This is a genomic window from Burkholderia sp. BCC1988 (assembly GCF_905339895.1).
In the GTDB taxonomy this organism is placed as follows: Bacteria; Pseudomonadota; Gammaproteobacteria; order Burkholderiales; family Burkholderiaceae; genus Burkholderia.
Window position 1 is genome coordinate 363,529 of sequence record NZ_CAJPHA010000002.1, and the last position, 23,666, is coordinate 387,194.

The 23,666-nt window shown below is 69.8% G+C and carries 21 protein-coding genes and 1 pseudogene; 6 read left to right on the top strand and 16 right to left on the bottom strand.

Annotation, left to right across the window (positions count from 1 at the left end):
* Nucleotides 1-42: 42 nt before the first annotated feature.
* A complete protein-coding gene (locus U4012_RS04560) occupies nt 43-1,236 on the bottom strand; it encodes an acyl-CoA dehydrogenase family protein (RefSeq protein ID WP_321796516.1) in 1,194 nt (397 codons plus the stop codon).
* A 127-nt stretch (nt 1,237-1,363) separates the two neighbouring features.
* On the opposite strand from U4012_RS04560, the gene U4012_RS04565 reads away from it, so the two are divergent.
* Together U4012_RS04565 and U4012_RS04570 are read left to right on the top strand one after the other, a co-directional pair.
* Nucleotides 1,364-2,920 (top strand): ATP-binding protein, encoded by a 1,557-nt coding sequence (locus U4012_RS04565; protein WP_321796518.1) that lies wholly within the window; start codon nt 1,364-1,366, stop codon nt 2,918-2,920.
* Between the two features lie 33 nt (nt 2,921-2,953).
* Nucleotides 2,954-3,082, top strand: a complete 129-nt coding sequence (locus U4012_RS04570) for a hypothetical protein (protein WP_321796520.1) — start codon at nt 2,954-2,956, stop codon at nt 3,080-3,082.
* A gap of 17 nt (nt 3,083-3,099) precedes the next feature.
* Here the strand turns inward: U4012_RS04570 and U4012_RS04575 are convergent, their stop codons facing one another.
* The 3 genes from U4012_RS04575 to U4012_RS04585 all read right to left on the bottom strand — a co-directional run bounded on the left by U4012_RS04575 (nt 3,100) and on the right by U4012_RS04585 (nt 5,335).
* Nucleotides 3,100-3,486, bottom strand: coding sequence for a 2-hydroxymuconate tautomerase family protein (locus tag U4012_RS04575; protein ID WP_044845361.1), 387 nt, complete (start codon nt 3,484-3,486; stop codon nt 3,100-3,102).
* A gap of 65 nt (nt 3,487-3,551) precedes the next feature.
* Entirely contained in the window at nt 3,552-4,052 is a 501-nt protein-coding gene (locus U4012_RS04580; RefSeq protein WP_124487666.1) for an aromatic-ring-hydroxylating dioxygenase subunit beta, read from the bottom strand.
* Nucleotides 4,052-5,335, bottom strand: a complete 1,284-nt coding sequence (locus U4012_RS04585) for an aromatic ring-hydroxylating oxygenase subunit alpha (RefSeq protein ID WP_044845359.1) — start codon at nt 5,333-5,335, stop codon at nt 4,052-4,054. The genes U4012_RS04580 and U4012_RS04585 overlap by 1 nt, the downstream gene beginning before the upstream one ends.
* A gap of 139 nt (nt 5,336-5,474) precedes the next feature.
* Here U4012_RS04585 and U4012_RS04590 point away from each other — a divergent pair, with 139 nt between their 5' ends.
* Nucleotides 5,475-6,392 carry a LysR family transcriptional regulator gene (locus tag U4012_RS04590; protein ID WP_321796525.1) on the top strand — a complete coding sequence of 306 codons (918 nt, stop codon included), beginning with the start codon at nt 5,475-5,477 and terminating at the stop codon, nt 6,390-6,392.
* Nucleotides 6,393-6,590: 198 nt separating this feature from the next.
* Here the strand turns inward: U4012_RS04590 and U4012_RS04595 are convergent, their stop codons facing one another.
* Together U4012_RS04595 and U4012_RS04600 are read right to left on the bottom strand one after the other, a co-directional pair.
* Nucleotides 6,591-7,571 (bottom strand): PDR/VanB family oxidoreductase, encoded by a 981-nt coding sequence (locus tag U4012_RS04595; protein WP_124487662.1) that lies wholly within the window; start codon nt 7,569-7,571, stop codon nt 6,591-6,593.
* A 294-nt stretch (nt 7,572-7,865) separates the two neighbouring features.
* Nucleotides 7,866-9,269 (bottom strand): MFS transporter, encoded by a 1,404-nt coding sequence (locus U4012_RS04600; RefSeq protein ID WP_321796529.1) that lies wholly within the window; start codon nt 9,267-9,269, stop codon nt 7,866-7,868.
* A gap of 410 nt (nt 9,270-9,679) precedes the next feature.
* On the opposite strand from U4012_RS04600, the gene U4012_RS04605 reads away from it, so the two are divergent.
* Complete coding sequence (locus tag U4012_RS04605; RefSeq protein WP_321796531.1) at nt 9,680-10,810, top strand: porin; 1,131 nt, start codon at nt 9,680-9,682, stop codon at nt 10,808-10,810.
* Nucleotides 10,811-10,842: 32 nt separating this feature from the next.
* Here U4012_RS04605 and U4012_RS04610 read toward each other — a convergent pair.
* A pseudogene (locus U4012_RS04610) lies at nt 10,843-11,873 on the bottom strand (LysR family transcriptional regulator).
* On the bottom strand, nt 11,870-12,844 hold the full coding sequence (locus U4012_RS04615; protein WP_321796533.1) for an AraC family transcriptional regulator: 975 nt from the start codon (nt 12,842-12,844) through the stop codon (nt 11,870-11,872). Before U4012_RS04615 ends, U4012_RS04610 begins: the two are co-directional and overlap by 4 nt.
* Nucleotides 12,845-12,993: 149 nt before the next feature.
* Between U4012_RS04615 and U4012_RS04620 the strand changes: the two genes are divergently transcribed.
* Nucleotides 12,994-14,100, top strand: coding sequence for an NAD/NADP-dependent octopine/nopaline dehydrogenase family protein (locus tag U4012_RS04620; protein ID WP_321796536.1), 1,107 nt, complete (start codon nt 12,994-12,996; stop codon nt 14,098-14,100).
* Entirely contained in the window at nt 14,097-15,107 is a 1,011-nt protein-coding gene (locus U4012_RS04625) for a 3-hydroxybutyryl-CoA dehydrogenase (protein WP_321796538.1), read from the top strand. Before U4012_RS04620 ends, U4012_RS04625 begins: the two co-directional genes overlap by 4 nt.
* Before the next feature lie 110 nt (nt 15,108-15,217).
* Here U4012_RS04625 and U4012_RS04630 read toward each other — a convergent pair whose 3' ends face one another.
* The 8 genes from U4012_RS04630 to U4012_RS04665 form a co-directional block, all read right to left on the bottom strand.
* Nucleotides 15,218-16,555, bottom strand: coding sequence for an MFS transporter (locus U4012_RS04630; RefSeq protein WP_044845351.1), 1,338 nt, complete (start codon nt 16,553-16,555; stop codon nt 15,218-15,220).
* Nucleotides 16,556-16,727: 172 nt separating this feature from the next.
* A complete protein-coding gene (locus U4012_RS04635; protein ID WP_321796542.1) occupies nt 16,728-17,774 on the bottom strand; it encodes an ABC transporter substrate-binding protein in 1,047 nt (348 codons plus the stop codon).
* On the bottom strand, nt 17,771-18,922 hold the full coding sequence (locus U4012_RS04640) for an FAD-dependent oxidoreductase (RefSeq protein WP_321796544.1): 1,152 nt from the start codon (nt 18,920-18,922) through the stop codon (nt 17,771-17,773). The genes U4012_RS04635 and U4012_RS04640 overlap by 4 nt, the downstream gene beginning before the upstream one ends.
* Nucleotides 18,915-20,360, bottom strand: a complete 1,446-nt coding sequence (locus U4012_RS04645) for an NAD(P)/FAD-dependent oxidoreductase (RefSeq protein WP_321796546.1) — start codon at nt 20,358-20,360, stop codon at nt 18,915-18,917. The genes U4012_RS04640 and U4012_RS04645 overlap by 8 nt, the downstream gene beginning before the upstream one ends.
* Nucleotides 20,357-20,704: a (2Fe-2S)-binding protein gene (locus tag U4012_RS04650; protein WP_257770904.1), complete on the bottom strand. Its 348-nt coding sequence runs from the start codon at nt 20,702-20,704 to the stop codon at nt 20,357-20,359. The genes U4012_RS04645 and U4012_RS04650 overlap by 4 nt, the downstream gene beginning before the upstream one ends.
* Entirely contained in the window at nt 20,704-21,498 is a 795-nt protein-coding gene (locus U4012_RS04655) for an ABC transporter permease (RefSeq protein WP_321796551.1), read from the bottom strand. Before U4012_RS04655 ends, U4012_RS04650 begins: the two co-directional genes overlap by 1 nt.
* Nucleotides 21,495-22,472 carry an ABC transporter permease gene (locus U4012_RS04660; RefSeq protein ID WP_321796554.1) on the bottom strand — a complete coding sequence of 326 codons (978 nt, stop codon included), beginning with the start codon at nt 22,470-22,472 and terminating at the stop codon, nt 21,495-21,497. The genes U4012_RS04655 and U4012_RS04660 overlap by 4 nt, the downstream gene beginning before the upstream one ends.
* The gene (locus U4012_RS04665; RefSeq protein WP_321796556.1) at nt 22,473-23,555 is read right to left on the bottom strand and encodes an ABC transporter ATP-binding protein; all 1,083 of its coding nucleotides are present in this window, start codon (nt 23,553-23,555) and stop codon (nt 22,473-22,475) included.
* Between the last annotated feature and the right edge of the window lie 111 nt (nt 23,556-23,666).

The window sequence follows — 23,666 nt, forward strand, 5'->3', positions numbered from 1 at the left end:
CTGAAGAATGCGTTGTGCGGCATCGAAGCGAATCGACGCGGATTACAGATAGCCGGGAAACGGCGTGACACCGGTGAACACCGCACCCGCGCCGTCGAAGTTGCCTTCGCCGAGAAACGCGTGCTGCGTGACGACCATCGCGTCGCGCAGCAGGCGCTGCAGCGGATGCGTGCGATAGATCGCGGCCGTGCCGCCGAGGCGGTACGCGCGCTCGACGACGCTCGCGCCTTCGCGGGCGATATGCGTGGCCGCGAGCCGCAGCAGGCTGACCTGCTCGGGCGTGACCGGGTCGCCGGCCAGGATCGATTGCCAGACCGAGTCGGTCGCGTCGTAGAAGAACGCGCGCGCCGAGCGCAGCTGCGCTTCGGCCTTCGCGAGCTCGATGCGGAAATACGCGCGATCGGCGAGGCGCGGGGCGCCGGTAGTCGTCTGGCGGCCGCCCGACATCCGGTTCGCGACGTCGAGCGCCGCGCGGGCCAGCCCGAGGTTGACCACGGCGAGCACCTGCGCCGCATACGCGACGGTCGGATAGCGGTACAGCGGCTCGTCGACGGTCGGCTCGCCGCCGCGCACGAAGGTCCACGCGTCGGGCACGAAGCGGTCGTCGACGCGCAGGTCGTGGCTGCCGGTGCCTTGCATGCCGACCACGCTCCAGTTCTCGACGATCTCGACGTCGGCGGCACGGAACACGGCCGTGCGCGGCTTGTTCGGTGCGGCGTCCTGCGCGCCGGGCACCGCGATGCCGACGCCGAGCCAGTCGGCGCCCTTGCAGCCGCTCGCGAATTTCCACGTGCCGTTCACGCGCCAGCCGCCGGGTGCCGCCTGCGCCGGCTGGACCGGGAACAGTCCGCCCGCGAATACCTGGTCGGGGCCGCTCGCGTACAGCTCGGCCTGCGTGGCGAGCGGCAGCGCGGCGAGATAGACGTTGGCCGAGCCGAAGCTCGCGACCCATGCGGCCGACCCGTCGGCGGTCGCGATCCGCTCGATCATGTCGAGGAACGCGGTGGGCGCGAGCGCATCGCCCCCGAAGCGGCGCGGCGTGCCCGCGCGATAAATGCCGGCCTCCTTGAACAGCGCGATCACGTCGCGCGGCACGTGCGACAGGCGGTCGAATTCGTCGCGGCGCGCGGCGACGGTCTCGATCACCGCGTCGAGCGGCGACACCCGCGCGGCCGCTTCGCGGACCGCATGCGGCGAGGGGGACGCGGCGTCGATGGCGAGGGCGGCGTTGGGCATGAGTGGCTCCTGGGAATGGGGTTCGAAAGACGATGCAATCAGTCTAGAAACGCCGAAAACACGCAGCAATTGGTGCGTAAGGCCGCACGACTGGTGTGGCTCCGTGCCGGACTAAAGAAATCTTCAGATGCGGGCCGTGCACGCCGGTGCTATGTTGGACATCCGGCTGCGCGACGCCGCGCGCCTTCAACCGAATCCGCTCATGAGCTTCCCCGACGAAGACGATTTCCACCGGCTGCTCGACGCATTGACGACCTGCGTGCTGCTGCATGACGCGCAGACCAAGGCGATCGTGTGGGCGAACCGCGCCGCGTGCATCGCGCTCGGCTTTTCCGTCGAGGAGCTGCTGCCGCTGAAGGCGCCGGACATGACGCGTCCAGAACCGAAATACCGGCGCGAGATCGGCGTGGGCGCGATGGATCGCGCGATCGCCGAAGGGCGGCCGCAGGTGTACGAGTGGTGCTATCGGTCGCGTACCGGCGTCGACATGCTGTCGGAGGCGATCGCGACGCACGTGCCGCTGCGCGGGCGCGACGTCGTCATGGTGCAGTTCCGCGACATCAGCGCGGAGGAGGCGATCCGTCAGCAGTTGCGCCGCTACGAGGCGCGGCTGCGCGAATTCATGCAGGACCTCGACGAAGGCATCGCGGTCGTGACGCCGAACGGCGGCGCGCAGTTCATCAGCGAGTCGGGGCGCCGCGTGCTCGGGCTCGCGCCTGACGATGCGCTCGGCGGCGTGCTCGACTACTGCACCGCGGCCGATCGCGACCGGCTCGTCGCGCAGCTGCGCGATGCGCCGTCGACGTGCCCGTCCGAGCCGCAGCGCTACCGCTTCGTGCGGCGCGACGGCTCGGCGTGCTGGCTGCGCATCACGTGCCGGCAAGTCGAGATCGAAGGCGACCTCGACGGTTTGCTCGTGCATTTCCGCGACGTCAGCGACGAGGTCGCGATCGAGGAGGCGCGCCGCGCCGAAGCGCGCATGCTCGAATACGCGGGCCGCTACAACGCGATGGGCGAGATGGCGACGGTGATCGCGCACGAGCTGAGCCAGCCGCTCGCGGCCGTGCGCAACTTCATCGAGGGTGCGGTGCAGCGGCTGAACACGCGCGGCGCCGTCGACGATGCGATCTGGGGGCTGCGCAGCGCGGACCGGCAGGCCGAGCATGCGGCGCTGATCATCAAGAGCGTGCGCGAGTTCATCGTGAAGCGCGAGCCGGTCGTCGCGCTCGCCGACCTGCGCGAGATCCTCGCCGACGTCGCGTATTTCATCGAGCTGCGTGCGAAGGAAGCGGGCGTGACGGTCGCGATCGTGCAGGCCGACAAGCCGCTGCCGATTCGCTGCGAGCGTGTGCTGATCGGGCAGGTGATCCTGAATCTGGCCTTCAACGCGATCGAGGCGTTCGCCGGCTGCGCGCGCGCGCCGTGCACGCTGACGCTCGGCACCGCCGACGTCGGCGGCCACGCGGAGCTGCGGGCGATCGACAACGGGCCCGGTATCGTCGAAGGGGCGCACGACCGGCTGTTCGACGGTTTCTCGTCGTCGAAGGCCGGCGGCAACGGGATCGGGCTGTCGCTGTGCAAGAGCATCGTCACGCGTCATGGCGGGCGCATCGGCGCGAGCCCGGCCGAAGGCGGCGGGCTCGACTGTCGCGTGACGCTGCCGCTTGTCGGTACGCAGGCGTAAGCGGTGCGTCGCGGCGCAAGCGTAACGGGCGCCATGCACGTCGCGCACGTCGCGCACGTCACGCACGTCACGCACGTCACGCACGTCACGCACATCACGCACGTCACGCACGTCACGCACATCACGCACATCACGCACATCACGCACATCGCAGCCAGATAGCGACGCGCGGCACACGATCAGCGCCCCAGCGCCCGCGCGGTTTGACCACCGATCCCGAAGTCGGTGTTCGGGATGTCCTTGATGATCACGCGCGTCGCCTGCAACGGCGCATCGAGCACGTTCGCGCCGGCGTCCGACAGCGCCGCGATCAACGCGCGTTTCTGCTCGTCGGTGCGGCCGGCGATCAGGATCGCGACGATCACCGGCAGCGACGGCGGTGCGCCATCGGCGGCCGTGCGGCCGCCAAGGCCGATGTGCGTGGCGGGCAATTCGGTGAGCAGTACGCGCACCGATTCGAGCGGTGCGCCGATCGCGTCGACGGTCGCGCCGCTGAGCCGCGCGATCAGCTCGGCCTTGCGCGCGTCGTCGTGGCCGGCCGGCAGGAAAACTTCGAGTGTGGGCATGGTCGTCCGGAAAGGTGAAGGTGGCCGGCTCACCGTTGCGCTGGCGATGGCGAACCGGCGGCCGCTTACAGCAGGAAGCCGATCGCGCTGAGTGCCTCGGTCGAGTCGATCAGCCGCACGACCTTCTCCGCGATCCGCATTTCGCCGTCCGCGTCGATGTGCAGCTTGTGCGTGACGTCGGCCGCGAACAGCGTCGCGACGCCGCGCTTGTACGCGACGACGACCTGCGCGGATTTCAGCTCGACCATGCCGGCGCTGCTGCTCTCCAGCGTGAAGCGCGACACGGTCCGCACCGTGCGCGCCGCGTCGGTCGCCGACGCCGAGTAACCGGACAGCATCCGCTGCACGCGCTTCTCGCGCATGTCCTGGTCGTCGAACACGTAGTTGAGCGTCGCCGCGAAGTCGGTGGTGTCGGGATCGATCGGCACCACGTAGTGACCGGCCGGATCCCACAGGTCGAGCCATGCGCGATAGTCGCGGCGGTCGAGCAGCTCGGCTTCGCGCCACACGAATTCGACCGCGCGGGCGAAGGTCTGCTCGGAAAAGAGGGCGTTGCGGTCGTCCATTACTGTTGCTCCATCATCTTGCGCCATTGCTGGTAGGCCTCGCGCATGCCCGTCTCGTCGGTCGCATGCGCGGTCTTTTCGCCGTTCGCGGCGGTCGTCTCGCGGTTCAGCCCGCGGTTCACGAGGATCGGCACGTCCGGCCCCGCATGCGCGCCGCGCTGCACGCGCTCCCATGCTTCCGCGTCATCGGGGCTGCCGAAGCCGAACGGGCCCTGGAAATGCTCGTGAATCCGCAGCCGCTCGCGATTCGCTTCGTCCGGGCCGCCATCCATCGCGAGCGCGACGTGACGAATCTCGGTTTCGTTCGCGGAGATCGGCCGCAGCACGCGGAAGAACGCCATCGACAGCGCGAGGTTTGGAAACAGGTTCAGGTTGAAGCCAACCCCCATCAGCGAGCGCACGATGCGGCGCACTTCGTCCGGCGTATGGCGCTCGGCGAGCTTCGCCGCGAGCGGCGCGAAGCGTTCGGGCAGCGGCGCGCCGTCGTCCTGGTCGAGATCGATCAGCTCGGGCATCAGCACCGCGAGGCTGTGACCGTTGCCGAGCCCGCGGCAGAAGGCGTCCTCGCTCGTCATGAAGCTCGTGATCGCGGCCGCCGTTTCGTCGTCGATCGACTTCATCCACGACTTGTGCACGACGGGGAAGTGATAGAGGTCGGTCGTGTTCTCGAGCTGGATCTTCCAGTTGCCCTTGAACTTGAACTTGTGCTCGCCGTTCGCCTTGATCGGGTAGCCGGCACCCTGCTTCATGAACAGGTCGATCCACGGCTTCGCGCCGCCGAGGAAATCCTCGAGCGGTTCGATGGCGTCGTTGAAGCTCGCGAAGATCAGCCCCTGGTACACGCCCACGCGCAGCTTCACGAGCGGCAGGTCGCCTTTCTCGCACACGCCTTCGTAGCCGTCGCCGTACGGCAGCGCGCGCAGCGTGCCGTCGAGCGCGTACGACCAGCTGTGATACGGGCACGTGAAGCCCTTCGCGTTGCCCTTGTGCGATTCGCACACGGTCGCGCCGCGGTGGCGGCAGCGGTTCTGCAGCACGTTGATCTCGCCGGTCCTGTCGCGCACGACGATCACCGGCTGGCGGCCGATCGTCGTCGTGACGAAGTCGCCCGGGTTCGGCAGCTCGCTCTCGTGCGCGACCCAGATCCAGGTGCGGTAGAAGATGCGGTCGAGTTCGGCCTCGAACAGCGCGGGGTCGTGATACATCGCGGGCGCGATGCGGTCGGGCTGCGCGAAGCCGTGCAACGCGCGGGTGTCGATCGTCTGGGTGGGAATGTCGCTCATCGTCGTCGTGGGGAAAGAGTCGCGAAATCGGGCCGCGTCACGCGCGGCATCGGGTACCCAGTCTCGTCTTCTGCTACATATCCGTCAAATTGATCTAAAATTGCCAATCAAATAAATACGGCAAATGATGGAGGTCACGATGACATCGGTCGATCATCTCGATCTGAACCTGTTGCGGGTGTTCCAGGCGATCGTCGAGGAGCGCAGCCTGACCAAGGCCGGCGAGCGGCTCGCGCTGTCGCAGCCGGCCGTCAGCTATTCGCTCGGGCGGCTGCGCACGCTGTTCGACGATCCGCTGTTCGTGCGCACGCGCGCGGGGATGCAGCCGACGCCGGTCGCGCTCGAACTCGCGGGGATCGTCGGCAAGGCGCTCGACATGGTGCGCGTCGCGCTGCGCTATGCGGAGCGTTTCGATCCGGCGTCGAGCACGCGCACGTTCCGGCTGTCGCTGTCGGATGCGGGCGAGATGGCGTACCTGCCGGCGATCTGCCAGGCGCTGCGCGAGCGCGCGCCGCGCGTGACGCTCAGCGTGCAGCCGCTGCCGGTGGAGGAGATCGAGGAGGCGCTACGCGCGAGCCGGCTGGACTTCGCGATCGGCAACCTGCCGGAGCTGATGCCGCGCACGCGCCACCAGCTGCTGTTCGAGGAAACCTACGTGTGCATGACGGGGCGCCGGCGCGGGCTGCCGGCCGGTGCGGCGCTGAGCCTCGAGCAGTTCGTGCGCGCCGCGCACGTCAACGTGAAATCGGTCGAGCACAGCCACCACGCGCTCGACGACGCGTTGCGCGCGCAGGGCGTGGGCCGCAACATCGCGCTCGAAGTGCCGCACTTCGTCGCGCTGCCGAGCGTGCTGTCGGTGACCGATCTCTATGCGACGCTGCCGAAGCGGCTCGCGCGGATCCTGAACCGCGACAACGCGTTCCGGCTCTACGAGCTGCCGGTCACGCTGCCGCCCGCGCCGGTCACGATGCACTGGCACGAGCATTTTCACGAGGACGAGGGGATCGCGTGGATGCGCGCGCTGCTCGCTGAGATCGTCGAGCGGTTCGACGCGTGACGGCGGGGCGGCGTGCTGGGGCGGCTCTGCGAGTCGCCAGCGCATCGGCGCATTGGTCGATCAGTCGATCAGCGCCGCAGCACGTCAGCGCCCGCCGCGCCGCAGCACGTCAGCACCTCAGCACCTCAGCACCTCAGCACCTCAGCACCTCAGCACCTCAGCACCTCAGCACCTCAGCACCTCAGCGCCCGCCGTGCATCACAGATCGAGGACGAGCACCGCCGAGCGCGCCCGCGACACGCAGCAGCAGATCACCGTGTTGCTCGCGCGCTCGGCCTTGCTGAGGCAGTGGTCGCGATGATCGGGCTCGCCGTCGAGCACCGGCACCATGCAGGTGCCGCACACGCCTTCGCCGCATGACGTATCGACCTCGACGCCGATGCGCGCGAGCGCGTCGACGATCGACGTGCCGGGCGCGACGCGCACCGCTTGGCCGCTGCGCTGCAGGCGCACTTCGAAGCCTTCCGCCGGGGCGGCGTCGACAGCGGCGTCGGCCGCGACGGGTTCCGCCGCGAAGCGTTCGAGGTGAATCGCGTCTTCCGGAAGCCGCGTGGCCGCCGCCGCGACGACGGCATCCATGAACGGCCCCGGCCCGCACGTATAGACGTGCGCTTTCGCGTCGATCGACTCGACGCAGCGGCCCAGTTCGGCCGCGAGCGCATCGGGTGCGATCCCGTAATGGAAGGTCACGCGCGACGCGAACGGTTCGGCCGACAGTTCGTCGACGAAAGCCGCGTGTTCACGGCTGCGCGCGAAGTAGTGCAACCGGTAACGCGCGCCGCGCTGCGCGAGCGCGTACGCCATCGACAGCAGCGGCGTGATGCCGATCCCGGCCGCGACCAGCACATGCTCGCTCGCGTCGTCCGCCAGACGAAACAGGTTGCGCGGCGCGCCGATCGACAGCTCGGCACCGACGCGCACGTCGTCGTGCAGCGAGCGCGAGCCGCCGCGCGACTGCGCTTCCTTCTTCACCGCGAACAGGTAGCTGCCGCGCTCGTCGGGGCGGCCGCACAGCGAGTATTGCCGTGTGACGCCGGACGGCGCGGTGACGTCGATATGGGCACCCGGCTCGTACGCGTCGAACGGCTGGCCGTCGACGCGCGAGACCCGGAAACAGCGGATGTCCTGCGCCGCGTCGATCAGCGCGTCGATCCGGACCTGGTGGCGGTTCGCTTGCATGGGGTGTTCCGTGGGGTAGGGGAAACCGGCGCGGCTAGTGCAGCGCCGTCATGCAACCGAGAATAAGGACGGGCATCGCATAAATCAAATCGATAAAAAAGTGATGCCAGAATCAGTGAGGTGGATGATAGTCGGCGACCAGCATGGCGGCCGCGGCGTCGACGATCGCGCAGGCGGTGCGCCGAATACGCGATCGCTGAACAGCGCGACTTCAGCGTGCGGCCGCGGCGCGGCCACCGTCGACGGCCGCCTCAGCCGAAGCCGAAGCCGACGCCGACGCCGACCAGCGCGACTTCAGCGTGCGGCAATGGCGCTGCCGCCATCGACGGCCGCATCGGCCGAAGCCGACGCCGACGCATGGCCGCGTTCGCGCTCGAGGCTGCGTCGATACTGCCGGCAGCCGACGGCCAGCAACAACGCGGCGAGCGTGGCCGCTGCGACGTTCACGATCGACATCGAATGGCCGACGGCCGCCGGCGCGCCGAACACGCGATCGGTGAACAGCGCGACGACGGTCGTGCCGATCCCGAGCGCGATCAGGTTCGACACGAGCAGGAACAGCGCGGAGATCTGCGCGCGCATCTGGTTCGGCGCGAGCGTCTGCATCGCGGCGGTCGACGTCGGCATCGGGAACGACGCGAAGAACATCGCGACGACGAGCATCGCGAGCGATGCCGGCAGGCTGTCGAGCTGCGTGAACAGCGTCGCGGGGATCACCATGCACGCGGCGCCGATCGCGCCGGCGCGCATCGGCGCATCGCTGCGGCCGCGGCGCAGCAGCCAGTCGTTGAGCCAGCCGCCGCAGAACACGCCGGCGGTATTCGCGACGAGCAGCACGATGCCGAGCGTGTAGCCGGCTTCGACGGCCGTCATCCCGAAGCGGCGGATATAGAACGCGGGCGTCCAGCTCAGCAGGCAGTACAGCGTCATCGCGTAGAACGAGAAGCCGAGGTAGTGGCACGCGAAGGTCGCGCGATGCGTGCCGACGAAGCGCAGCGAATCGCGCATCGACACGCGCCGCACGGCGCCCGAGCGGTCCTGCGCGAGCCCCTTGCGCTGCGGGTCGCGCACGGTCGCGACGAACAGGAGCGCGACGAGAATCCCCGGCAGCCCAACGATCAGGAACGTGACCTGCCACGCATGCACCTGCCCGACGACCGGCAGCGTGAACGCGCTCGCATGCTTGAGCAGCGCGATCACGTAGCCGCCGATCAGGAATGCGACGCCGCCGCCGATGAACGAGCCGAGCGAATACACGGCGATCGCGCGGCCGAGCTTCTCCTTCGGGAAGTAGTCGGCGAGCATCGAATACGCGCCGGGCGACAGTGCGGCCTCGCCGACGCCGACTCCCATGCGCGCGACGAACATCTGCACGAATTGCTGGCTGAGCCCGCACGCGGCGGTCGCGACGCTCCACAGCGCGATGCCGAGCGCGATGATGCGCGGGCGCGCGTAGCGATCGGCGAGATACGCGACGGGCAGGCCCATCATCGCGTAGAACAGCGAGAACGCGAAGCCGTTGAGCAGGCTGAACTGTGTGTCGGTCAGGTGCAGGTCGCGCTTGATCGGTTCGATCATCAGGACGAGCACCTGGCGATCGACGAACGAAAAGACATACGCGAGCATGCAGATGACGACGACATACCATTCGTACGTATAGCGCTTGCCGTCGGCAGCGCGGGCCGTGGGTGCGGACATGCGGATTCTCCAGGAGCGGGCGGTGGAAAAGCGCGGCGCGGGCCTCGCGGGCCGGGTGCCGTCGCGGTGCGAAAGCGTGCGGGTGACACGATCGGAGACGCAGCGTAGTCGGCCAAATTCGGCCGCCATAGCCGGAGTGACAGCCGCGCCACACGGACATTTACCGACGCGGATAAAGAAAACACCGAGGCCGTGCGCGCGGGCCGCCGCGCGGCGCACGTGCGGCGGCGCGTGCGCGCATCATGCGGCGCGTCTATAAGCGTTATAGAGCGCATTGCGTCGACGTCCGAAATTGTCGTTCCTAGACTCGGCCCGTTTTTGATCGGCAGCGTTCGCATCCGAATGCGAATGCGCTTCATGTCAAACGGCGCGTTGCCGACAAGCGCCGGCATTTCCACGGGACGACGAAGATGAAACATTTGAACGGGCGAGCCGACCGGCTTGCCGTACCGCTTGCCACGCTGGCGGCCGCGCTCCTTGCGTGCGCATCGCTGCCGGCTGTCGCGCAATCGAGCGTGACGCTCTACGGCCGCATCGACACCGCGATCGAATATGCGAATGCCGGGCCGAACCACGTGACGCGCATGGGCAGCGGCAACCTGTGGGCGTCGCAGTGGGGGCTGAAGGGTGTCGAGGATCTCGGCGGCGGCTACGCGACGATCTTCAAGCTCGAGGACGGCTTCAACGCGGCGAGCGGCGCGCTGTCGAACAGCAGCGCGCTGTTCGGCCGCGAGGCGTGGGTCGGCATCACCGGGCCGTTCGGCGGCGTGCAGTTCGGCGAGCTCTACACGATCGTGCACACGACGCTCGTCACGTACAGCCTGCCCGGGCTCGGCGCGGGCCTCGCATGGGGCAACGCGACGAACAACTTCGTCGGCCCCGCGTTCCTGCGCGTGCGCAACTCGCTGCGCTACACGTCGCCGCGTTACGCGGGCTTCATGCTGCGCGCGATGGCCGCGCGCGGCACCAACGGCGCGGCCGGCCAGCCGGCGACGCTCGGCGACACGTACGGCGCGGGCCTCAACTACGTGCGCGGCGGGTTGTCGGTCGACGTCGACTACATGCAGCAGAAGTTCAGCCCGGTGGCGGCATCCGCGCTCGGCGTCACCAGTTCGGCCGCGAACGGCAACTACACGGTCGGCGCGATCTCGTACGACTTCAACGTCGTGAAGGTCGCCGCGCTGTACATGCGGCATCGCGGCGGCCCCGACGTCGCGACCGCGATCGACAGCCAGAGCGCGTATCCGCACAGCGACACGATGGAACTCAGCGCGACGGTGCCGATCGGGCGCGCGTCGCTGCTGCTGAGCATCGGCCACTACCGGAAGGTCGCCGACAGCGACGGCAACGCCGATTCGTACGGCATCCGCTTCGACTATCCGCTGTCGAAGCGCACGGTGCTGTACACGGGGGCCGCGATGGTGCGCAACGGCGCGCACGCACGCTTCGTCGTCAATGGCGCGGCGGGCGGCGGCGTCGCGGTCGCGAAACCCGGCGCGACCGCCAGCTCGATCGTCGCGGGCATCCTCACGGCGTTCTGACCGCCGAGGTCGGTCTGCGCCCGCCCGCGCCGCTATGCGCAGGCGGGCGGTTGCGGCGCGAGCCATGCGTCGAACGGCGCCTGCCGGCCGATATCGAACAGCTCCAGCAGCAGCGCGCGCAGCCACCGATGGCCCGGGTCCGCATCGAAGCGCCGGTGCCAGTACGCGTTGACGGCCCATTCGCCGGCGCCCGCGATCTCGTAGAGCGTGCACGGCTGGCGCGCCGCGAACGTGAGCGCGACGGTCTCCGGCAGGATCAGCGCGTAATCGCCGTGTTCGAGCAGCGCCGGCACCACCAGGAAGTCGGGCAGCGCCGCCCGCACGCGCGGCATCAGGCCGTGCCGCTCCAGCAGCTGCATCGATTGCGGATGCGCGGTCACCGCGACGAAGCGCAGCGCGTCCGGCGCGTCGCCGTCGAGCACGAAACCGCCGGGCAGCGCGAGGCGCTGCGCGGTGCGGCGCGGCATCAGCAGCACGCAGCGTTCGTGCAGCAGCGCGGTCCGCTGGAAATGGCTCGATGCATCCGCGAAATGACCGAGCGCGAAGTCGATGCGGCCCGATTCGAGCGCTCGTTGAGCTGGCATTCGTCGACGTGCAGCGTCTCGATCACCGCGCCCGGCGCGCGCCGGTCGAATGCCGCGAGCAGCGTCGGCAGGAACGCGCTCGCCGCGAAGTCGCTCATGTGCAGCCGGAACACGCGCTGGGTGCTGTCCGGCGCGAAGCGTGAGCCTTCGTCGAGCACGTCCTGCAGGATCGCGAGCGCCTTGTCGACCGATAGTGCGAGCCGTTGCGCGCGCGGCGTCGGCTCGACGCCGGTGCCGGTGCGCACGAACAGCGCGTCGCGAAACATCAGGCGCAGCCGGCCGAGCGCGTAGCTCACCGACGGCTGCGTGACGCCCAGCCGCAACCCTGCGCGGCCGACGTGCCGTTCTTCGTACACCGCGCGAAACGTCTTCAACAGGTTCAGGTCGAGGTCCTGCACGCGCAGGCCGTCGGGCGCGTCCGCGTCGTGCGCCGCGGGCTCGGGGCGGGCCGGCGGCCGGCCGGTGGCGGAGTGCGTCATGGTGCTTGCCTCGCGGTGACGGAAGGCAGGTGGCCGTAACGCCGCGCATACGCCTTCGCAAAATGGCCGAAGCCGTGAATGCCGTGCGCGATCAGCACGTCGGTCACGCTGCGCGCGTCGCCGCGCTGCAGCGCGGCGTGCACCGCGGCCAGCCGGCGCTCGCGCACGTAGGCGGCCGGCGTGGTGTTCAGGAACGCGCGGAACGCATGCTGGAGCGTGCGCGGCGCGACGCCCGCGACCGCCGCCAGCGCGGCGAGCGCGAGCGGGTCGCCCAGGTGCGCGTCGACGTGGTCGCACGCGCGGCGCACGTGCGCCGGCAGCGGCGGCGTGCCGCGCGCGAGCGCGGCGCTGTACGAATGCGGCAGGTGCGTGAGCAGCAGCGCCATCAGCCACGCGGTGAGATCGGCGCCGAACGTCGTGATCGACGTGCCGATCCCCGGCTGCGCGCCGAGCCGGCACAGGTATTCGAAGGTCGGCAGCACGAGCGCCGCGCCCGCACCGTTGCCGCCGGCCGCGAGATCGAACTGCAGCGGCCGCGCGAGCGTCGTGTGCAGCATGTCCTGCAGCTTGCGCTCGAGTGCGCCGCGTTCGAGCCGCAGCACCAGGTTGCGGCAATCGGGGCTCGTGCTCAGGCGGCTCGCGAGCGCCGGCGACGACACCGTCAGCTGGCCCGGCCCGGCGCGTGCGACCACGTCGCCGGCCTGCAGCTCACATGCGCCCGACAGCGTCAGCCGGAACAGGAAATGCCCGGCATCGTCGCCGAACTCGATGCGCGTCTCGCGGCCGTAGCAGAGCTCGAGCAGTGCGCCGTGATGCAGCGGCACCTCGTACAGCTCCGCATGAAACGGATCGCGGCCGTGCGCGGCCATCCGGTGCGGCCCGAGCCGGTGCGCGACCGCGCGTTCGACTTCGTCGGGCGCATGCAGCGTGCCGAGCCGGTTCGGCGCATGTCGGGAAAGGGCGATATCCATGCGGTGGCCTCGTGTCGGACGGATGGATGCGACGTCGTGCGCATCGCCGCGATTGCGTTGCGCGAACGGGCGCGCCGTTGCGCGTTTTGAAGCGACGCGATGCGCGCCGCCGCGTAGTCTCGGCAACACTCACTCACCGGGAGACGACGATGAAGGTATGTGTACTGGGCGGCGGCCACGGCTGCCATGCGGCCGCGATCGACCTGTTCGAGAAGGGCCACGACGTGACGTGGTGGCGGCGCGACCGCGAACCGCATGCGCGGCTGCGCGAGCTCGGCGCGTTGCAGGTGACCGACTGTCGCGGCAGGCGTGCCGTGCCGCTCGGCGACGCGCGCGGTGCGATCCGCCTGAGCGATGATCTCGCGGCCGCGCTGCGCGGCGCGCGGCTCGTCGTGGTGCCGCTGCCGGCCGTCTCGCACGATGCGCTCGCCGCGCAGGTCGCGCCCCTGCTCGAGGACGACCAGGTCGTGTTCCTGCCGCCCGGCACGTTCGGCAGCGTCGTGTTCGCGCGTGCGGCGGCCGATGCCGGCAACCGCGCGCGCGTCGCTTTTGCCGAGACCGGCACGCTGCCGTACCTGGTACGCAAGCATGGCGACGACGCGGTCGTGATCAGCGCGTATGCGACGCGCCTGCCGACCGGCGTGTTTCCCGCGAACGCGGCGACCTGGGCGTTCGACGTGCTGCGCGCGGGCTACCCGTCGGTCGAGCCGGTCGAGGATGCGCTGTCCGGCGCGCTGATGAACGCGGGCCCGGTGATTCATCCGCCGCTGATCCTGATGAACGCCGGGCCGCTCGAACACTTCGACGCGTGGGACATCCACAACGAAGGCACGCAGCCGTCGATCCGCCGCGTGACGAATGCGCTCGATGCCGAACGCATCGCGGTGCGCGAGGCACTCGGCTACCGCGCGCCGCATTTCCCGCTGGCGGACCACTACGCGACCGACGGCGACGAATGGATGTACGGGCGCGGCGCGCACGGCAAGCTGACCGACAGCGGCGACTGGCGCGAGAAGATCGATTTGCGCACGCATCGCTACATGCTCGAGGACACCCGGCTCGGGCTGTCCTTCATCGTGTCGTGCGGGCGCTGGGCCGACGTGCCGACGCCCGTTGCGCAGGGGCTGCTGAGCGTCGCGTCGGCGGTGACCGGCCGCGACCTGTATGCGCAAGGGCGCACGCTGGAGGCGCTCGGCCTCGCCGCGCTGTCGCGTGACGCGATGCGCGCGCTGCTCGATGCGGGGTACGCCGCATGACGCCCGCCGCTGACGTGACGCGCGTGCACGTGCTCGGCGCGGGACGCATGGGGCAGGGGATCGCGCTCGTCTTTGCGTTCGCGGGCCTCGACGTGACGCTGATCGACTTCAAGCCGCGCGATGCGCAAGGCCGGCGCGTATTCGAGGATCGCACGCGCGGCGAGATCGCGCGGCCGCTGCATGCGCAGGAGGCACTCGGCCGGATCGATGGCGACCAGGCCGCGGCCGTCGTCGCCCGCATCGCGCTGGTCGCGCGTGAGGGCGCGGCGCCCGCGCTGCGCGACGCCGGCATCGTGTTCGAAGCGCTGCCCGAGGTACTCGACGCGAAGGCCGACGCGCTGCGCTGGCTCGACGCACATGTCGATGCGCGCGCAACGATTGCGTCGACGACGTCGACGTTCGTCGTCACCGAGTTGCAGCGCCATGTCGCGCACCCCGAACGGATGCTGAATGCGCACTGGCTGAACCCGGCGCTGCTGATGCCGCTCGTCGAGATCAGCCGCAGCGACGCGACCGATCAGCGGGTCGTAGACGCACTGGCCACGCTGCTCGAACGCGTCGGCAAGAAGCCGGTGATCTGCGGGCCGGCGCCCGGCTACATCGTGCCGCGCATCCAGGCGCTCGCGATGAACGAGGCGGCACGCATGGTGGAAGAGGGCGTCGCGAGCGCCGAGGACATCGACACGGCGATCCGCACCGGCTTCGGCCCGCGCTTCGCGGTGCTCGGGCTGCTCGAGTTCATCGACTGGGGCGGCTGCGACATCCTGTACTACGCGTCGACGTATCTCGCCGGCGAGATCGGCCCGCGCTTCGCGCCGGCCGACAGCGTCGTGCGCAACATGGCGGCCGGGCGCGACGGCGTGCGTAGCGGCGCCGGGTTCCACGATTATGCGCAGGTCGACGTGCCGGCCTACATGCGGCAGCGGCTCGGCGAATTCGCGCGGCTGCTCGACCACCTGGGACTGGCGCCCGAGTTCGGCGGCGTGCGGCGCAGCACCGACGCATAGCGCGGTCGTCGCGGCCGGGTGCGATCGTCGCGCCGCGCACGCGTGCATGCGGTACCGCAAACCGGTGTGTCGTTCGCCGGCCGGAAGCGTCGCGTGCGCGGCGGCTACGCTCATGCCGCGTCGCCGCGCGTGTCGGCAGCAGGCGCGCCGCGCGTCTCGCGCATCACGCACAGCGTCGCGACGGTCACGAGGCCGAGCGCCACGAGGAACAGCGACACGGGCCACGATGCGTGATAGCGCGCGAGCAGTGCGGTCGCGATCAGCGGCGACATGCCGCCCGCGAAGATCGACGCGACTTCATGGCCGAGCGCGACGCCCGAATAGCGCACCTCGGTGCTGAACAGTTCGCCGACCAGCGCGGGCAGCGTGCCGATCATCGCGCCGTGGCTCACCGCGGTGCCGACCGTCAGCGCGAGCCACACGAGCGGCGTCGCGCGCGTGTCGAGCAGCCAGAAGAACGGAAACGCGCACGCGACGAGGCTCAGCGCGCCGATCAGGTACACGGGCTTGCGGCCGATCCGGTCGGACAGCCGGCCCCACGCGAGCATCGCGCCCATTTCGACGATCATCGCGATCATCACGCCGGTCAGCATCACGCCGTTCGGGATGCCGACGTATTTGCCGTAGACGAGCGAGAACGCGAGGAAGATGTACGCACCGCCGTTTTCGGCGACGCGCAGCCCCATCGCGAGCAGGATTTCCTTCGGATGGCGGCGGATGCATTCGACGATCGGCAAGTGCGTGTGCGCGCCGCGCTTGCCGGCCTGCTCGTAGTCGCGGCTTTCCGGCAGGTGGCGGCGGATGTAGATGCCGATCGCGAAGATCGCGATGCTCGCGAGGAACGGCAGCCGCCAGCCCCACGTGCGGAACGCGTCGTCGGGCAGCGCCTGGGCGGCGAGAAACGCGGCCGACGACAGCACGAAGCCGCCGCCGACGCCGAGCTGGCTCCACGCCGCGTAGTAGCCGCGCTGCTCGGGCGGCGCGTTCTCGCTGATCATCAGCACGCCGCCGCCCCACTCGCCGCCGGACGCGATGCCTTGCAGCAGCCGCAGCACGACGAGCGCCGCTGGCGCCCACAGGCCGACCTGCGCATAGGTCGGCAGCAGGCCGATCGCGAACGTCGACGCGCCCATGATCAGCAGCGTCCACACGAGCGACGCCTTGCGGCCGTAGCGGTCGCCGACATGCCCGAACACGATCCCGCCGAGCGGCCGCGCGACGAAGCCGAGCGCGAACGCGGCGAACGCCGCGAGGCTGCCCGCGAGCGGCGACGCGCCGGGCGGAAAGAACACGTGGCCGAACACGAGCGCGGCGGCCGTGCCGTAGACGAAGAAGTCGTACCACTCCATCGCGTTGCCGGCGACGGAGGCGATGACGATGCGGCGAAGCTGCCGGTCGGCGAGCGGCCGGGCGGCGCTCGGGGATTGCATGGTGTCGGTCGGGTACATGGCGGACTCTGAAGGGGGCGGGTGCGTGCCGTCTCTCGAACGCATGCGGCACTGCGGGCTAGTGTTGTCGGCACCGCCGCCCCGGTCAAATCCGCAGAAAAAGGGGAGTGTCATCACTCCCGCAAATGATGGTCGCGGCGCGCACGGCCGTACCCGCGCACGCCGGTGCCCGTCACCGCTCGATCTGCCGGTTCCAGCGCGTGTCCCACTGCGCGCGGCGGGCGTTGATCGCCGTCCAGTCGACCACCGTCAACTTGCGCACCAGATCGTCGACGTTGCCAAGGCTTTGCTGCATCGCAGCGGGCATCTTCGCGAGGCGATTGGTCGGGATCTGCTTGCCGGCTTCGGCCGCCTTCGTCTGCGCGGGTGCGGACAGCAGGAACTGCGCGAGCTTCTGGGCCAGTTGCGGGTCCGGGTTGTTCGCGACCACGCACAGGTCGACGAGCAGCAGCACCGGGCCTTCCTTCGGGTTCGCATACGCGACCGGAATGCCCTTGTCCTGCAGGTCGCCGACGCCGGTCGGCGTCAGCGGGAACAGGCCGGCCTCGCCGGTCTGCACCATCTCGGAGATCTTCGCCGAGTTCGGGATGTACTCGACGACATTCGGCCCGACCGTGCTCGCCCACTTGCTGAAGCCGGGCTCGACGTTCTGTTCGCTGCCGCCGAGCAGCCGGTTGATCGCGAGAAATCCGTGCAGCCCGAACGTGCTGCTCGACGCGGACTGGAACACGACCTTGCCCTTGTATTTCGGGTCGGCGAAATCCATCCACGACGTCGGCGGCGCCCAGCCTTTCTCCGCGAACAGTTTCTTGTTGTACGCAATGCCGGTCATGCCGAGCTGCACGCCCGCGCCGACGTCGTCCTTCATTCGCGCGAACGGATACAGCTCCTTCAGCACCGGCGAATCGTCGAGCTTCTGGCACGCGCCGAGGCTGACCGCGCGCGCCATCACGCCGTCGTCGAGGAACGCGACGTGGATTTGCGGCTTGTTGCGGTTCGCGAGCAGCTTCGCGAGCACGTCCGACGACGTGCCGGGCACGACGGTGACCTTCACGTTGTTCGCCTTCTCGAAGTCGGGCAGCACCTGGCTCGTATAGGCCTTTTCCATCGGGCCGCCGTTCATGCCGACGTAGATCGTCTTGGTTTGCGCGAACGCCGGCGCGCCGGCGCCTGCGAGGCAGAGGGCGGCAGCCGCCGCGATCGTTCCGAGCAGTTTCATCGTTGGGTCTCCTCTTGACGGAAAGGGGCGGTCGGCGCGGCTTGGGGGAAGAAGCGGCCGATCGAGAATGCATCGAGTGGCGTGGCGGTTTCGCCGATTGTGACGAGCTCGGCGAGCACTTCGCCGACGCCCGGCGCGAGCAGGAAGCCACCGCCGGAAAAGCCGAACGCATGCAGCAGGTTCGGCGTGGTACGGCTAGCGCCGATGATCGGGTTGTGGTCGGGCGTGCAGCCTTCGACGCCGCTCCACGTGCGGATCAGCAGCGCGTCGCGCAATGCGGGCAGCAGCGCGCACGCATCGCGCATCACCGCGCGCGTCGTGTCGACCGACGGCTGGCCGAACTCGCCGTCGCCGCGGCCGCGCCCGCCGCCGATCACGCAGTTGCCGCGCGCGACCTGCCGGGCGTACACGCCGCCGCCGTACACGCCGAGGTTGTGCGTGATGAACGGCGGCAGCGGTTCGGTCACCCACATGTTCGGGTAGATCGGCTCCATCGGCACGGCTTCGCCGAAGCGCTCGGCGATCGTGTTCGCCCATGCGCCGGCCGAGTTGATCAGCCACGTCGAACTGAACGCACGGCCGCCCGCAACGACATGAAAACGCGTGCCGTCGTGCCGGGCGTCGTCGACCGGCGTGTGCTCGAACACGTCGGCACCCGCTGCGCGGGCCGCGCGTGCGAACGCGGGCGACACGACGCGCGGGTTCGCGTGCCCATCGGTCGCGCACAGCGAGCCGCCGACCGCCGCGCGGCCGAGCCACGGGTAGCGGCGGCGGAACGCGTCGCCGCGCATCACCTGCAACGGCACGCCGTGCTCGCCGGCAAGCGTCGCGTAGGCATCGAGCGCATCGAGATCGGCGTCGCTGCGCGCGAGCCGCAAATGACCCGACACGACGAATTCGCCGTCGATGCCGACCAGCTCGGGCAGGCGATCCCAGATGCGCCGCGCGCGCAGCGCGAGCGGCAGTTGTTCGGCGGGGCGGCCCTGGCAGCGCACGCCGCCGTAGTTCACGCCGCTTGCCTGCGCGCCGCAGTCGCGGCGCTCGAACAGCGCGACGCGCAAGCCGTGCCGCGTGAGCGCCAGCGCAGCCGAAGCGCCGACGAGCCCGCCGCCGACGATCGCGACGTCGTAGTGACGGCGTTCACTCATCGCGTGCCTCGTCGGGAATCGCCGCGACATCGTCGCCCGCGAGTGCGGCGGAGATCGGGAACGGTTTCACCGGCGGTTGCGCGCGCAACCGGCCGACGTCCGCGAGCGCGCGGCCGGTTTCCGCGGCGAGCACGAGTGCGGTCGCGTCGCCGCACATGCGGCCCTGGCAGCGGCCCATCCCGGCGCGTGTCAGCGCCTTCAGCCGGTTCAGCTCGGTCGCTTCGCCACCGCGGATGCAGCGTCGCAGCGTACCCGCGTCGATTTCCTCGCAGCGGCACACGATCGTGTCGTCCGGGCAGCGCGCGGCGAGTGCGGCGGGCGGCGCGAACGCCGCTTCGAGGCCGGCACGGAACGCGCCGAGTCGGGCGAGCGTGCGATCGAGCGTCGCTACATCGGGCTTGCCGGCCAGCGACGGCGACGACGACGGCATCGCGATTCCCGCATCCGCGAGCAGCGCGAGCGCCGCGCGTCGCCCGGACGCCTCGGCCGCGTCGGCGCCTGCGATGCCGGCACCGTCGCCCGCCACGTAGATGCCGCGCACCGACGTGCGGCCGGCCGCATCGCGTTCGGGCAGCCATGCGCGGTTGAGCGGATCGAAACGGAACCGGCAGCCGGCGAGATCCGCGAGCTGGGTCTCGGAACGCAGCCCGAAGCCGAGGCCGAGCGCATCGCAGTCGAGCATCCGCGGCGGCGCGTCGCCGCCGGCCGCGCGCCATGCGAGGCCCGTTACGTGCCGCTCGCCGAGCACGCGCTCGAGCGTGACGCCGGTTTCGATCGCGACGCCGTGCGCGCGCAGCCAGCCGATGTAGTACAGCCCCTTCGCGAATGTGGACGGCATGCGCAGCAGGGCGGGCGTCGCGGCAGCCTGCCGGCGCAGCGGGCTCGTGTCGAGCACGGCCGCGACCTGCGCGCCGGCCTTCGCGTACTGATAGGCGACGAGATACAGCAACGGCCCCGTGCCCGCGAACACGATGCGGCTGCCGATCGCACAGCCCTGCGCCTTCAGCGCGACCTGCGCGCCGCCGAGCGTATAGACGCCCGCGAGCGTCCACCCCGGTACCGGCAGCATGCGATCGGTCGCACCGCTCGCGATGATCAGATGCGAGAACGGTACGGTCGTTTCGCGGCCGTCCTGCAGCGTGTCGACGCGGCCCGCGCCGCACGCCCAGGCGAGCGTGTTCGGCCGATAGTCGATGTGCGGCAGCAACGCGGCCATCGTGCGGTGCACGGCATCGGCCTTCGCGGCCTCGAAGCCGTACAGCACGCGCTTGCCGCGCGCGAACGCGCCGTCGGCCGGCGGCTGGCGATAGATCTGCCCGCCCCAGCGCGCGTTCTCGTCGATCACGACGGGGCGCAGCCCCGCGTCGACCAGCGCCTCGGCCGCGCGCACGCCGGCCGGCCCCGCGCCGACGATCACCGGTCGCAGTGCGTCGCTCATGATGCGTCTCCGGCCGTGGCGGGCTGCGCGCCGGTGAGAATCCGCATGCCATCGGCGATCGGCGTCGAGCATGCGCGCACGCGGGCGCCGGCCTCGGTGCGGACCCAGCAGTCCTGGCACGCGCCGATCAGGCAGAAGCCCGCGCGCGGCTTGCCGCTGAATTCGCTCACGCGCACGCGGCGCTGCGCGACGAGGATCGCGGTGAGCACGGTGTCGCCGGCGAGCGCCTGCGCGGGGCGGCCGTCGAGCGTGAACGCGACGGCGGCGCGCTCGCGTTCGGCGACGCGCACGAATTGCGCGCCGTCGTCCGCGTTGTCGGTGGAGCGGGAAACGAAGGTCGTCATCAGTGTTGGCCGATCAGGATGCGGTTCAGGCCGTACACGCGATCGAGCAGCAGCATCGCGCCGGCGGTGGTGAAGATGACCAGCGCCGATACCGACGCCATCATCGGATCGATCGATTCGGTCGCATACATGTACATGCGCACCGGCAGCGTGACCGTCTGCGGCGACGTGACGAAGATCGACATCGTCAGCTCGTCGAAGCTGTTGATGAACGCGAGCAGCCAGCCACCGGTGATGCCAGGCAGGATCATCGGCAGCGTGATGCGGCGGAAAGTCGTCCACGGATCGGCGCCGAGCGAGCATGCGGCCTGTTCGATGCTGCGGTCGAGGCCCGCGACGGACGCGAGCACGAGCCGCATCACGAACGGCGTGATGACGATCATGTGTGCGAGCACCAGCCACGCGAACGAGCCGGTCGCGCCGATCAGCGCGAAGAAGCGCAGCAGCGCGATGCCGAGCACGAGGCCGGGAATCACGAGCGGCGACAGCAACAGGCCGTTCAGGAACGCGCGGCCGGGAAAGGTCGCGCGGCCGATCGCGAGCCCGGCGGGCAACGCGATCGCGAGCGACAGCGTCGCCGACGCGAACGCGAGCTTCACGCTGTTGACGAACGCGGTGACGAAGTCCGGATAGTCGAGGATCGCGCGGAACCAGCGCAGCGACAGGCCGTGCGTCGGCAGCGTCAGCGTTTCGTCGGGCGTGAACGCGACCAGCACAACGATCGCGAGCGGCGCGAGCACGAACAGGATCACGAGCGTATGGAACGCCAGCGCAATGGGGCCGTTCTTTCTCATCGGGAAGCGCCTCCGAGGCTGCGCGCGTAGCGGCGTTCGAGCACGCGGTAGTAGGTGAGCATCACGACGAGGTTCGCGACCAGCAACAGCACCGCGATCGTCGCGCCGAGCGGCCAGTTCAGCGAGCCGAGGAATTCGTCGTAGACGGCGGTCGCCGCGACCTTCAGGCGGCGTCCGCCGAGCAGGCCGGGAATCGCGAAGGCGCTCGCCGACAGCCCGAACACCATCAGGCTGCCCGACAGCACGCCGGGCATCAGCTGCGGCACGACGATGCGGCGCAGCGTCGTGAACGGCGACGCGCCGAGCGACAGCGCCGCGTGCTCGGTCTGCGGATCGAGCCGCTGCAGTGCCGTCCAGACGGGAATCACCATGAACGGCAGCATCACGTGGACGAGCGCGATCACGATCGCGAACGTCGTGTATTCCAGCTTGTACGGCCCGAGGCCGACGAGTCCGAGTGCCTGGTTCACGAGCCCGCTCGTGTTCAGCAGCATGCTCCAGCCGAACGCGCGCACGACGACCGACACGAGCAGCGGAGCAAGGATGACGAGCAGGAACAGCGAGCGCCACGGATCGCGCATCTTCGACAGCACGTACGCTTCGGGTGTGCCGATCGCGACGCAGATCGCGGTGGTCAGCGCGGCGATGCCGAACGTGCGCGCGAAGATCGTGTGGAAGTACGACGAGCCGAGCACCTCCGCGTAGTTGCCGAGCTGGAAGGCGGCGATCGGACCTGTGGCCGGGTCGTAACGGTAGAACGTGAGCGCGAAGGTCATCGCGAGCGGCACGAGCACGAGCGCCGCGAACAGTGCGAACGCGGGCGCGCACATCAGCCACAGCGGCGCGTGCGCACGCCACGTCGCGCGCAGCGCAACGCTGCCGGCGGTGCGGAGCGGCACGGCGTCGGCCGCGCCCGATGGCGCGAGCCCGGCCGGCGCGCCGTCGGTCGAAAGCGGACGGGTAGGCTGTCGCATTCAGGCCTCCCGGCGCATCACGCGCACCGCGTCGCTGTGCCAGTCGACGCCGACCGGCGCGCCTTCCGCGAGCGGCTCCGCGCCTTCGTTCTGGCAGCACACGAGCACTTCGCCGAGCGCGCTGTCGACGCGGTACAGCCACTGGCTGCCGAGGAAGAAGCGGCTCGTGACGGTCGCGGCGAAGCGGCCCGCGCCGGGTGCGCACAGTCGTAGCTTCTCGGGACGGATGCACACCGACACGGCATCGCCGATGCGCACGTCGCGCTCGCGCGCCGGCAGGTGCGCGGTGCGGCCGGTCTCCGCGAGATCGTGGCCGAGATCGATGCGGATCGCGTCGCCGTCGTGCGCGACGATCTTGCCGGGCAGCAGGTTCGCCTTGCCGATGAACTGCGACACGAAGTGGTTCTCCGGGCGTTCGTACGCGCGGTACGGCGTGTCCGTCTGCGTGATGCGGCCGGCTTCCATCACGACCACGCGATCGCTGATCGACAGCGCTTCCGATTGATCATGCGTGACCATGATCGTCGTCGTGCCGATCTTGCGCTGGATCGCGCGCAGTTCGAACTGCATCTCTTCGCGCAGCTTCGCGTCGAGGTTCGACATCGGCTCGTCGAGCAGAAGCACCGGCGGCTCGATCACCACCGCGCGCGCGATCGCGACGCGCTGCCGCTGCCCGCCGGACAATTCACGCGGAAAGCGGTGCGCGAGCGCATCGAGGCGCACGAGCGCGAGCGCCGCGCGGATGCGCTCGGCGCGCTCCGCCTTGTCGACGCCGCGCATGTCGAGCCCGAAGCCGACGTTCTCCGCGACGCTCATGTGCGGAAACAGCGCATAGCTCTGGAACACGATGCCGAGCCCGCGGCGGTTCGGCTTCATGTACGTGATGTCCTGCCCGTCGAGCGCGATGCGGCCGCGGGTGACGTCGACGAAGCCGGCGATCATCTGCAGCGTCGTGGTCTTGCCGCAGCCCGACGGCCCGAGCAGCGACACGAATTCGCCTTGTTCGACCGACAGGTTGACGTCGGCGACGGCGGTGAGCGCGCCGAACGATTTCGTCAGATCCGTAAGCGTGAGAAACGACATGGAGCACTCCGGGTTCGCACACCGCATGGCCGGTGCGTCATTGACGCGGACTCTAGCCAGCCATATTTCGGAGCGTCAATTTGGAATTCTGCTCAACGAGATGAATTTCAG